The 11,942-nt window shown below is 66.7% G+C and carries 10 protein-coding genes; 6 read left to right on the top strand and 4 right to left on the bottom strand.

Annotated elements, in window-relative coordinates; translation table 11 throughout:
- Positions 1–552: 552 nt before the first annotated feature.
- The 3 genes from QNN99_RS04790 to QNN99_RS04780 all read right to left on the bottom strand — a co-directional run bounded on the left by QNN99_RS04790 (position 553) and on the right by QNN99_RS04780 (position 3,586).
- On the bottom strand, positions 553–1,332 hold the full coding sequence (locus QNN99_RS04790) for an MBL fold metallo-hydrolase (protein WP_229965291.1): 780 nt from the start codon (positions 1,330–1,332) through the stop codon (positions 553–555).
- Between the two features lie 23 nt (positions 1,333–1,355).
- Positions 1,356–2,462: a branched-chain amino acid aminotransferase gene (locus QNN99_RS04785; RefSeq protein ID WP_229965290.1), complete on the bottom strand. Its 1,107-nt coding sequence runs from the start codon at positions 2,460–2,462 to the stop codon at positions 1,356–1,358.
- Between the two features lie 62 nt (positions 2,463–2,524).
- Entirely contained in the window at positions 2,525–3,586 is a 1,062-nt protein-coding gene (locus QNN99_RS04780; RefSeq protein ID WP_229965289.1) for a 3-isopropylmalate dehydrogenase, read from the bottom strand.
- Between the two features lie 247 nt (positions 3,587–3,833).
- On the opposite strand from QNN99_RS04780, the gene QNN99_RS04775 reads away from it, so the two are divergent.
- The 6 genes from QNN99_RS04775 (at position 3,834) to QNN99_RS04750 (ending at position 10,238) form a co-directional block, all read left to right on the top strand.
- Positions 3,834–5,114 carry a sensor histidine kinase gene (locus tag QNN99_RS04775; protein WP_229965288.1) on the top strand — a complete coding sequence of 427 codons (1,281 nt, stop codon included), beginning with the start codon at positions 3,834–3,836 and terminating at the stop codon, positions 5,112–5,114.
- Positions 5,115–5,116: 2 nt separating this feature from the next.
- Positions 5,117–5,857: a response regulator gene (locus QNN99_RS04770; RefSeq protein ID WP_229965287.1), complete on the top strand. Its 741-nt coding sequence runs from the start codon at positions 5,117–5,119 to the stop codon at positions 5,855–5,857.
- Positions 5,858–5,905: 48 nt separating this feature from the next.
- Positions 5,906–6,220 (top strand): MmcQ/YjbR family DNA-binding protein, encoded by a 315-nt coding sequence (locus QNN99_RS04765; RefSeq protein WP_229965286.1) that lies wholly within the window; start codon positions 5,906–5,908, stop codon positions 6,218–6,220.
- Between the two features lie 69 nt (positions 6,221–6,289).
- Positions 6,290–7,054: an ABC transporter ATP-binding protein gene (locus QNN99_RS04760; RefSeq protein WP_229965285.1), complete on the top strand. Its 765-nt coding sequence runs from the start codon at positions 6,290–6,292 to the stop codon at positions 7,052–7,054.
- 2 nt (positions 7,055–7,056) lie between these two features.
- The gene (locus QNN99_RS04755; protein ID WP_229965284.1) at positions 7,057–9,570 is read left to right on the top strand and encodes an ABC transporter permease; all 2,514 of its coding nucleotides are present in this window, start codon (positions 7,057–7,059) and stop codon (positions 9,568–9,570) included.
- Between the two features lie 137 nt (positions 9,571–9,707).
- Positions 9,708–10,238 carry a hypothetical protein gene (locus tag QNN99_RS04750; protein WP_229965283.1) on the top strand — a complete coding sequence of 177 codons (531 nt, stop codon included), beginning with the start codon at positions 9,708–9,710 and terminating at the stop codon, positions 10,236–10,238.
- Between the two features lie 104 nt (positions 10,239–10,342).
- Here the strand turns inward: QNN99_RS04750 and metG are convergent, their stop codons facing one another.
- Positions 10,343–11,902, bottom strand: coding sequence for a methionine--tRNA ligase (metG, locus tag QNN99_RS04745; protein ID WP_229965282.1), 1,560 nt, complete (start codon positions 11,900–11,902; stop codon positions 10,343–10,345).
- Between the last annotated feature and the right edge of the window lie 40 nt (positions 11,903–11,942).

Raw genomic sequence — 11,942 nt, 5'->3', positions numbered from 1 at the left:
TGCACTAAATTCGAAACCAGCTAAAAAAGTCCTCCCAACCCACGGGGTGGGCGGAAGAACCAGTTCAACCAATTAAAATAATTGGTATCAATAAACTTGGCACACTATTGAGTTCTCAAACAACAGATGCATCCGAAATACTCGGAAAAACAATTGAATGTCTTTCTTTTCTCTTCGCTGCAGTGTTTCTTTATTCTATTTCATCCGGACAGTTTTAGCAATTCCGCGTTATCCGCGGAACCTGGCCGAAACAACCGGGTGAACCCGCCACGAAGCTTCCGGATCTTGTCCGTTGCGTTGTGATGGGTTGTGGCTGCCGAGTCCGGGAGTCTCACTTGCAGAACATGTCTGTCAGGCGCTCACCGGGGCAACTCACTAAACTTTACACACCCTCGGCGGTCGGCGCAAACCGCTGGAGTGTGACCTCCTGCATGCTGCCCAAACCGGCACCCGAGTGCGGGTTCCGCTGCACCGGTACTGCAGGTGAAGCGGACTAAATCCAGTGTGCGACGCTTCAGCCCTTGCCCGCAAGTTCGATCGCGGTGGTTGTACTCACAGCTGTTCGCGCAGGTACTGCAGCTGCGCCGCCACCGACAGTTCAGCGGCACCTCGAACGTTGGCCGGAATGTCGGTGTAGACCAGATCAGCGATGCGGGAAACCCCGGCATCAGGCCCGGCCTCCGCCAGGGCGGCGCGGATCTGCTCCAGCCGCTCCTCGCGGTGGTCGCGGTAGGTCAGCACCACGGAGCTGAGATCCGGCAAAACGGGTCCGTGCCCCGGCAGCACTGTTGCATGACCGAGTGCTGCCAGCCGCTCCAGGCTCGCCAGGTAATCCCCCAGCGTGCCGTCCGGAAAATCCAGCACTGTCGTGCCGCGTCCCAGGATGGTGTCTCCGGTCAGCACGGAGCCGCCCGGTCCGTCGGCGGGCAGATGGAACGAGACGGAATCGGAAGTGTGCCCGGGAGTTGCCACCACGCGGATGTCCACTCCCCCGGCCTGCAGTTCCTCACCGTCGGCCAGGGGCGGACCGTTTACGCAAAAAGCCGGATCCAGGGCACGGACGGGTGCCCCGGTCATTTCGGCAAAGCGCCGGCTGGCCTCCGTGTGATCGGCGTGCCGGTGTGTGATCAGGACCAGCTCCACAGAGCCGGCCGAGACCAGCAGCTGCAGGTGACCCTCGTCCAGCGGCCCGGGGTCCACCACCGCCACGCGTTCTGCACCGTTTGCTGCAACAACATAGCTGTTGGTTCCCTCCAGGCTCATGGGACCGGGGTTCGGCGCCAGGGCAAAGCGGGTCAGCGGGCTGCTGCGGGTGAGGACGGTGGTGGACATCGGGTTCCTTTATTAAGCCGGCGTCAGGCCAGGCGCGTCAGCCAGCCGTGGGTGTCTTCCACGGTGCCGGTCTGAACACCCAGAAGCTGTTCGCGGATGGACATGGTGACGGGACCGGCGACGGCGTCGGGTGAGCCGATGGTTTCGGTTTCGGTCTTCAGCTCACCCACCGGGGTGATGACCGCGGCGGTGCCACAGGCAAAGACCTCGGTGATGTCGCCGGAGGCCACGCCGTCGCGCCATTCGTCCAGGGTGATCTTGCGTTCCTGGACGTTCAAGCCGCGGTCCCGGCCCAGCTGCAGGACGGAGGAACGGGTGATGCCGTGCAGGATGGTGCCGGACAGGGCCGGTGTCACCAGCGAACCGTCCTTGAACACGAAGAACACGTTCATTCCGCCGAGTTCTTCCACCGCATTGTCGTTGAACTCATCCAGGAACAGCACCTGCTTGCAGCCGTGTGCTTCGCCTTCCATCTGGGCGATCAGCGAGGCCGCGTAGTTGCCGCCGCACTTGGCTTCGCCGGTGCCGCCGCGGCCGGCGCGGGCGTACTTGGTGGAGAGCCAGATGGAGACGGGCTTCAGTTCGCCGCCGAAGTAGTTGCCGGCCGGCGAAGCAATAACCCGGTAGGAAACCTCACGTGCCGGACGAACACCTAGGAACGCCTCGGTGGCGATCATGAACGGCCGCAGGTACAGAGCAGCGCCGTCGCCCTCCGGGATCCAGCCGGAATCCACGGACACCAGCCGGCGCAGGGATTCCAGGAACAGCTCCTCGGGCAGCTCCGGCAGTGCCAGACGCCGGGCGGAGAGGTTCATCCGGGCCGCGTTCGCTTCGGGGCGGAACGTCCAGACGGAGCCGTCGGCGTGGCGGTACGCCTTCAATCCCTCGAAGACCTCCTGGCCGTAGTGCAGCACTGCAGCGGCCGGGTCCATGGCAATCGGACCGTACGGTTCAATCCGGGCGTTCTGCCAGACACCGGCACCGGAGTCGTCGACCTTGAAGTCAATGACTGCGGTGTGGTCCGTGAAGTAGTCTCCGAATCCGGGATTGGCCAGAATGGCCGCACGCTCCTCGGCCGGCTTCGGGTGGGCAGAGAGCTCCTGGCTGAATTCCAGAGCACTGACAGACATTTTTTCCTCCACGGTGGGCGGCGCGGCCGCCCGACGAAAATGGGTACTGGTACCTTCCGAGCTTAGGACACGGCTGCGCTTATCGCATTGCCGATGGTCGCCGTCGTCCGCGGTTCCCCGGTGCGGCCGGCGACGTCGTCCTCCACCGCTTCCTCCACGCGGGCGGCCTCTTTTTCCAGCCCCAGGTGGCGCAGCAGCAGGGCGGCGGAGAGGATGGCGGCGGTGGGGTCGGCCTTTTGCTGGCCGGCGATGTCAGGGGCGGAGCCGTGCACCGGCTCGAACATGGACGGGAAGGTACCGTCCATATTGAGGTTGCCGGACGCCGCCAGGCCGATGCCGCCGGTCACCGCCGCGGCGAGGTCGGTGATGATGTCGCCGAACAGGTTGTCGGTGACGATGACGTCAAACCGGGCGGGGTCCGTGACCATGAAGATGGTGGCCGCATCCACGTGCAGGTAGTCGTGGCTCACCTCGGGGAATTCGGCGGCGACGCGTTCCACCGTCCGTTTCCAGAGCCGGCCGGCATAGACCAGCACGTTGTGCTTATGGACCAGCGTGAGCTTTTTGCGCGGACGGTCATTCGCGCGGCGGAAGGCGTCGCGGACCACGCGCTCCACGCCGTAGGCAGTGTTCAGGGAGACCTCGGTGGCCACCTCGTGCGCGGTGTCTTCGCGGAGCACGCCGCCGTTGCCGGTGTACGGCCCCTCGGTGCCTTCCCGGACCACCACGAAATCAACGGTTCCGGGATTGGCCAGCGGACTGGCCACGCCGGGATAGAGCCGGGACGGACGGAGGTTGACGTAGTGGTCGAGGCTGAAGCGCAGCTTCAGCAGCATCTCGCGTTCAATCAGCCCTGACGGAATGCTCGTATCCCCCGGGGCAGCGCCCACGGCGCCGAACAGGATGGCGTCGTGCTGCTTGAGCGCCTCCAGGGTTTCCTCCGGAAGGGTTTCCCCGGTCGCTAGCCAGTGCTCGGCACCCAGCGGATATTCGGTCAGCTCGAAGCGGACGGGACCGCCGCCGGTGACGGCCAGCAGGACCTTGACGGCCTCGGCGGTGACTTCGGGGCCAATGCCGTCGCCGGAAATGACGGCCAGGGAAACTGTGGTGGGCTGTTCGCTCATATCGACAGTCTAGGAACGCTGTCCATATCCCGGGCAAACCGTCCCACATGCTGGACAGGTGGCAGGATTCCCCGCGCAACACTCCACCCCGCCGTCGTCCGTCGTTCGCCGTTCGCCGTCGTCCACCGAGACGGCAGAAAGTGCGCTTCCCGGGGCTGGGACGTGCACTTTCTGCCGGTTCGCGGAAAGACAGATCACCCTGTGGGATGAGGCGCGGGTAAATGAACTGGCCCTAGAGTTGGTTTCCATGCTCGTGCACCGTCGAATCCATGCCTGGACGCAGGCGAATCCGTTCAAGGTCAACCTCTTTCAGGCGCTGGCCGCCACGGCTCTATTTGCCTTCCCCTTCCTGCTGAGCGGCCGCACTTACCTGGTGGAGTTCGTCCTCTCAGTTGCCATCTGCCTTCCCCTGGCGTGGCGGCGGACCCGCCCGGTGACCGCCGCGGGCATCCAGGCCGCGGCCTGCCTGCTGCAGCTGGTCCTGGTTCCGGTCACCGGGCTGCCGGCTGACATCTTTGTGCTCGCCACCGTGCACTCCCTGGCCGCCTTCGCCCCGCGCTGGGTGAGCCTGGCCGGGCTGGCCCTGGCCCTTGTTGGCGGTGCACTCTTTATGTTCCGGTATTTCTCGTTCCCCTATCTCAGCGGCCCGCACGCTCTGATTGTCTCCTTTGTCGGTCTCGTCGCGGTCGAAGCGGTGGTCGTGGTCGCCTGGACCTTCGGCGACCTGACCCGCACCCGCAGGCTCGCCATGGACGCGCTGCGGGACCACGCCCGCCGGCTGGAAGTGGAACGCCAGCAGGAACGTGACCTGGCCGCCGCCGATGAGCGCACCCACATCGCCCGGGAAATGCACGACATCGTGGCACACTCCCTCTCGGTCATCATCACCCAGGCCGACGGCGCCCGGTATGCGAGCGCCTCCGATCCGGACATTGCACCCCGGACCCTGGCCACCATCGCTGAAACCGGGCGCGGCTCGCTGCGCGAAATGCGCCGCCTGCTCGGGGTCCTGCGCGGCGACGAGCTCGCTTCCACCCGCCCGCTGCCGTCGCTGGCCGACATCCCCGAGCTGGTGGACGCCGTGAAGCGCGCCGGAGTGCAGGTGGCCGTGACCGAGACCGGCACGATGCGCCGGCAGCTTCCCCCCGGCGCCGAGCTGACTGCCTACCGGGTCATCCAGGAATCGCTGACCAATGTCCTTAAGCACGCGGGCCCAACGGTGCAGGCCGGCGTCGATCTGCAGTGGACGCCCCGAGGACTCGAGATCGCGGTGCACGACGACGGCCGCGGCGCAGGTGCGGAAGGCCCGACTCCTCCTCCCCCGGCTGCTCCGCCCTTTGCCGGTTCCGGACCTGTGCCCGGTTCCGGACCTGTGCCCGGTTCCGGACCGGTCCCCACCTCGGGGTCCGGCCAGGGCATCAACGGCATGGCGGAGCGGGTGGCCCTCTACGATGGAAGACTGGTTGCCGCTCCTGCGGCCGGCGGAGGATTCCGCGTTACCGCATTCATTCCCTACACGGAGGCCTGAGCATGACCGGCACCCTGCCGCCCCTGTCCGAAGCTGCCGCCCCCGCTCCCGCCCCCATCCGGGTGGCGCTGGTTGATGACCAGCAGCTGGTGCGCGGCGGCTTCAAGATGCTGATCAATTCCCAGCCGGATCTCACGGTGGTGGCCGAGGCCGGCAACGGACGCGAAGCGCTGCAGGCCCTCTCGGCGGTCCGCGCCGACGTCGTCCTCATGGACGTGCGCATGCCCGGCATGGACGGGATCGAGGCGACCGCCCGGCTCCTGGAACGTGCCGCGGCACAGCCCAAGGGATCCACCGACCCGGACCTGAAGGTGGTGGTGCTGACCACCTTCGACCTGGACGAATATGCCCTCTCCGCCATCCGGGCCGGAGCCAGCGGCTTCCTGCTGAAAGACGCACCGCCGGAGGAGCTGTTGGAGGCCATCCGCACCGTGTACCGCGGCGACGCGGTGATTGCGCCGTCTACCACCCGCCGGCTGCTGGACCATGTGGCGCCGCTGCTCCGTTCACCCACCGCCGAAGTCAGCCGGCATGCCGCCGACGTCGAACGCCTCACTCCCCGCGAGCGCGAGGTGTTCGGGCTGATTGCCCAGGGGCTGTCCAATCCGGAAATCGCCGCCCGCCTGTTCCTGTCCGATGCCACGGTCAAAACGCATGTCAGCCACATCCTGGCCAAGCTCGGAGCCCGGGACCGGGTGCAGGCTGTTGTGATCGCCTACGAGACCGGTATCGTCGCTCCGTAGCCCGGGGACTCCCCAACCGCTGAGGTGCCCCGGTTCCGGAGGTGTCCGATGCCCAGCGAAACCGACGTCCGCTCCCTCTGCCTGGCGCTGCCCGGCGTCACCGAACGGCTGAGCTGGCAGCAGCCCGCCTGGTTTGCCCGCACCCTGATGGCCCGGATCTGGGAGGAGGGTGTGCTGACCGTCAAAACGGAGGAACGGGAAGCGCTCGCGGGCACCGACCCGGACATCTTCTACTGGACTCCCCATCACAACCGGTCCCCGATGCTGGTGCTGGTGCGGCTGGACCGCGTGAACCGGGCCGAACTGGAGGAGCTGCTCCTGGAGTCCTACCGGCTGGCCGGTCCCCTTCCCCCCACGGTATGAGAAGCATGTTCCCGGATCCCCTACCCTCCTCCGATGTGCGCAGGGGCCGCGGGAAATAGCTTTGGGGGTATGACAACCCTTACCGAGACATCTTCCGTGCCCGGCGGCACCACGGCCGCCGCAGCCGCCCGCTCCCTGAACAAGACCTACGGCTCCGGGGACACCGCCGTCCATGCCCTGTCCAACGTGGACGTCACCTTCGACGCCGGCACCTTCACCGCGATCATGGGTCCCTCCGGATCCGGCAAATCCACCCTCATGCACTGCCTGGCAGGTCTCGACACCGCCGATTCGGGCCGGATCTGGATCGGGGACACGGAGATCACCGCCCTGAAGGACGCCGAGCTTACCCGCCTGCGCCGCGACAACGTCGGCTTCGTCTTCCAGTCCTTCAACCTGGTGCCCACCCTCACGGCGGAACAGAACATTACGCTGCCCGTGGCCCTGGCCAACGGCAAAGTGGACTCCGGGTGGCTGAGGTACATTACCGAGACGCTTGGCCTCACCGGCCGGCTGACGCACCGCCCCCACGAGCTCTCCGGCGGCCAGCAGCAGCGCGTCGCCGTCGCCCGCGCCCTGCTGACCCGCCCGCACGTGGTCTTCGGGGACGAGCCCACCGGCAACCTGGATTCGAAGTCCGGCGCCGAGGTGCTCTCCCTGCTGCGGCGCTCCACCCGGGAAATGGGCCAGAGCATCATCATGGTGACCCATGATCCGGTGGCCGCGTCCTACGCCGACCGGGTGGTCCTGATGAACGACGGCGAACTGGTGGGCGAACTGGCCAGCCCGACGCCGGAAACCGTGCTCGCCGCCCTGACCAAACTGGGGGCCTGAGCATGCTGCAGGTAGCCCTGGCGCAGGTGCGCCTGAACGCCCGCCGCTTCATCGCCGTCTCCCTGGCCGTGATGATCGCCGTCGGGTTCCTGACCGCCACCCTGGTCATCAATTCCTCCTCCAAGGCCTCCCTGGAGCAGAGCGTGGGCGAGGGATTCCGCAACGCCGACCTGATCCTCGCCAGCGAAGTGCCGTCCTATCTGCCCGAGGGCGTGATCCTCACCGAAGACGCTGTTGAGGCGGTGCGCAGCGTTCCCGGCGTGGACGCCGTCTATCCGGTGCAGTCGGCCTACGTTAATTTCGCCGGCGGAACGAAGACGGTCTTCGCCCAGCTGTTGAACACCCCGTCGTCGGCGGAACTGCTGCCCGTGGACGTAGTGCTGGGAACCCTTCCCTCGAGCGACAGCCAGGTGGCCGTGGACCAGGACACCGCCACCCGCTACAACCTGTCCATCGGTTCCACCGTCCCGGTTTCATCAAGCACCGGAGACCCCTCCGATACGCGGGCCGCGGACCTGACCGTCAGCGCCGTCGTATCGACCTCGAACAATCCCTCGATGATGGGTACGCCTCAGCTCTACTCCTCCGAAGCAACCGCATCTCTGTTCGCGGAGGCGGAACAGGGGTTCTCCACCATTCAGCTGGCCCTGGCTGACGATGCCGGGGCGGCCGGGGTCCGGACGCAGCTGGAGCAGAACCTCACGGACGCCGGTCTGGACGGCATCGCCGTCCGCACCTCGGCGGAACAGACCGAGGAAGCCGTTGCGCAGTTCACCGGCGGCGAAGACGCCCTGACCATTGTCCTCCTGGCCTTCGCAGCCGTGGCCCTGCTGGTCTGCGCCCTCGTGGTTTCCAACACCTTCTCGGTGCTGGTGGCCCAGCGGACACGTGAACTGGCGCTGCTGCGCTGCATCGGCGCCAGCCGAAAGCAGATCCGCCGCTCCGTCATCACGGAAGCGGCGCTGGTTGGCATCGTGTCCTCGATACTCGGCGTGGCGGCCGCCGTCGGCCTCGTGGCTGTCATCGTGACCTTCCTGAAAACGGACACCGCGAGCAGCTTTGCCACTTTGGCGGTCAGCCCGCTCGCGGTCGTCACCGGCCTCGGCGTCGGCATTCTCCTGACACTGCTTTCCGCACTGGTGCCGGCCCGCGCGGCAACAGCCGTTGCGCCCCTGGCGGCTCTCCGCCCGGCCGAGGACGTCCGTGCCGGCACCCGGAGCGGACGGATCCGGCTGGTCATCGGACTGGTCCTGCTGGCCGCCGGCGCAGCGCTGCTCGGCTACGGTGCTTCCGTCAATGACCTGATGCTGGCTGTTCCGGGCGGAATGCTGAGTTTTGTCGGCATCCTGATGTGCGCCACGCTGTTTGTGCCGCCGCTGGTCCGCGCCGTCGGCACCCTGGCCGCTCCCCTGGGCGTGCCGGGCAAGCTCGCGGCGGTTAATGCCGTCCGCAACCCCCAGCGCACGGCGGCCACGTCCTCGGCCCTGCTGATCGGCGTGACCCTGGTGGCGATGATGATGACCGGTGCCGCCACGGCCCGGACCTCGCTGGACAGCGTCCTCGCCGCCGAGTTCCCCGTGGACGTCAGCGTCCGCGGCGGCGCCCTGGGCGATTCGCCGCTGACCGCCGCCGACGCGGAAGCGGCCCGGGGCGTCGACGGCGTAGCCGAAGCGGTGCTGCTGCCCGTGGTGGGAACCACGCAGATGTACGGACAGCCTGAAGGCGTTTATGCCCTGGAGCCGGCCGACGCCGCCGCAGTCCTTCAGGACCAAACCCTGAAACTCACCCCCGGCACGATCCTCATGCCGCAGAGCACCACCGCCAAGACCGTTACGGTGCAGGGTGCCGAATCCGCCGTCGAACTCGACGTCGTGGTGGCCGGCAGCAGCCAGCTGCGGCCGCTGATCAGCGCCGACACCGCGCAGGCCCTCGGCGGAGTTCCGGAAACCGGCGACGCCTACCTCCAGCCCCAGGTGTGGATCTCGGTGGCGGAAGGCCTCAGCAACGGAGAGCTCAAGGACCTGCAGACCGAGCTTGCCGAAACCATGGGGGTGGACGACTACATGGTTTCGGGCGCCGTCATGGAACGCGCGGCCTTCGAACAGGTCATCGATGTCCTGCTAATGGTGGTGACCGGCCTGCTTGCGGTGGCCGTGGTGATCGCCCTGGTGGGGGTGGCCAACACGCTGTCCCTCTCGGTCCTCGAACGCACCCGCGAGTCCTCGCTGCTGCGCGCGCTGGGCCTGACCCGGGGCCAGCTGCGCGGCATGCTCGCCCTGGAAGCGCTCTTGATCGCCGGCGTCGCGGCACTGTTCGGCTGCGTGCTCGGTGCGGTGTACGGCTGGCTCGGGGCAAGGTCAGCCCTAGGTTCCTTCGCTGATGTGGCGCTGGCTGTCCCGTGGCTGCAGCTCCTGGCCGTCCTGGCCGTGGCGATCCTGGCCGGCCTGCTGGCGTCGGTGCTGCCCGCCCGCCGTGCGGCACGCCTCTCCCCCGTGGCCGGGCTGGCAGCGGACTGACCGTTGCCGCGGCAGGTTTCCGGGGCGGGTCTCTGCGGCGGGTTCCCGGCCGTTCCGCGGCCCGGGAACTCGCGGCCGGTGCCGGGATCTGACAGGATAATCAGCAGACTGATCAGCACTAATTGAAGGAGCACGCCATGTCTGATTCCGGCGCCGGGTGGAAACCCGAGCACGCGTCACTGTCCGCCTACCTGGATGATCATCTGCTGGGGGCGGAAACGGGGGTGCGGCTTTTTGGTGCTGCCCGCCGGACCTGGGCCGGCTCCAAGTACGAGCAGACTTTCGCCGACCTGGAGCAAGAGATTGCCGGGGAACGCGATGAGCTGGAACAGCTGATCCTTACCCTGGGCTACCGCCGGAGCAAGTTCAAGAAGGCGCTCGCCATGGCCGGGGCCGCCGCGGGACGGCTGGGGCCGCTCAATCCGCTGAGCACCGGCGGCGGAACGTCGGGACAGTTCGAGCTGGAAACGCTGCAGGCCATTGTGAGGGCCAAGGAGTGCCTGTGGCGGACGCTGCTGGCGCTGGCCCCGCACGACCACCGGTTCAATGTGTCCCGGCTGAAGGACATGCTGGAAATGGCCCGCCGGCAGCAGGACGCCGTCGCCCGGGTGATGCAGGAAACGGCTCCGGCGCGTTTCCTGACCGGGCCGCTCCGTTCCGGTTCCTAGGACACCCCCTCCCCGCACTCACACAGCCCCGCGAAATGGCAGAAAGTGCCCTTCTGAGCGTTCAGAAGGGCACTTTCTGCTATTTCGCGGGCTGGGCAGCGTTGCTACTCGGCGGGCTCCTCATACCTCGGGAAGACCGGTGCGGGCGCCGGCAGCGGAGTGCCCGGCACCAGCGGCGCGGCGATCGCGCTGAACTGGCGGGCATCGCCGTCGTCCTGGCCCAGCACCGTCAGAAGCTTGGCCGCGCTGTCCGGCATGACCGGCTGAACGAGGATGGCCACGATGCGCAGCACCTCGAGCGTTACGTACAGCACCGTGTTCATGCGCTCGACGTCGGTCTTCCGCAGCACCCAGGGCGCCTGCTCGGCGAAGTAGGCGTTGGTGTCGCCGAGGACCTTCCAGGTGGCCTCTAGTGCGCCGTGGAAGTCCTGGACGTCGTAGGCCTGCCGGGAAATGTCCAGCAGCTCGCCGGCGGCGGCCAGGATGGCCTTGTCCTCGGCGGTGAACTCGCCGGGCTGCGGCACCGCGGCGCCGCAGTTCTTGGCCACCATGGACAGGGACCGCTGGGCCAGGTTGCCCAGGTTGTTGGCCAGGTCGGAGTTCATCCGGCCCACCACTGCCTCGTGGCTGTAGGAGCCGTCGCCGCCGAAGGGCACCTCGCGCAGCAGGAAGAACCGGACCGAGTCCAGGCCGTACTGGTCCGCCCACTCCTTGGGCGCCACCACGTTGCCCAGCGACTTGGACATCTTGACGCCCTTGTTGTGCAGGAAGCCGTGGATCATCACGCGCTTGGGCAGCTCCAGGTCCGCGGACATCAGGAACGCCGGCCAGAAGATGGCGTGGAACCGGGAAATGTCCTTGCCGATGACGTGCACATCCGCCGGCCAGTACTTCTTGAAGGACTCGGACTCCACATCGGGGAAGCCGACGCCGGTGAGGTAGTTGGTCAGCGCGTCCACCCACACGTACATCACGTGCTCGGGGTTGCCCGGAACCGGGACACCCCAGTCGAAGGTGGTGCGGGAAATGGACAGGTCTTCCAGGCCGCCCTTGACGAAGCTGATGACCTCGTTGAACTTGGACTGCGGCGCGGCGAAGCCCGGCCGGGCTTCGTACAGGGCCAGCAGCTTGTCCTGGTAGGCGGAAAGGCGGAAGAAGTAGCTTTCCTCTTCGGTCCAAGTCAGCTCGGTGTCCGTCTCCTTGGAGTAGCGGATGCCGTCCTCGCGCAGCTCGGTTTCGTCCTCGGAGTAGTAGGCCTCATCCCGGACCGAATACCAGCCGGCGTACTTGGAGAGGTAAATGTCGCCCTTCTCCTCCATCCGCTTCCAGATGGCCTGCGCCGCGGCGTAGTGGTCCTTGTCGGTGGTGCGGATGAACCGGTCGTGCGAGATGTTCAGGTCCCGGCTCATCTGCGCGAAGGCAGCCGAGTTCCGGTCCGCCAGTTCCTTGGCGGTGATGCCTTCCTTGTCCGCTGACTGCTGCATCTTCAGGCCATGCTCGTCGGTGCCGGTCATGAAGAAGACGTCGTACCCGTCCAGGCGCTTGAAGCGGGCCATGGCGTCGGTGGCAATGGCCTCGTACGCGTGGCCGATATGGGGCACTCCGTTGGGATAGGAGATGGCCGTGGTGATGTAGAACGGGGTCTGGGAATCGGAAGAAGTCACATAAGAAAATTACCCTGTTTCCCCCGCCGTTGTCGCTTCG

Origin of the sequence: Arthrobacter sp. zg.Y820, assembly GCF_030125555.1 — a bacterium.
In the GTDB taxonomy this organism is placed as follows: domain Bacteria; phylum Actinomycetota; class Actinomycetes; order Actinomycetales; family Micrococcaceae; genus Arthrobacter_B.
Note: the sequence above shows the minus strand (reverse complement) of the source record. Positions and strands in the feature narration are given on the sequence as shown.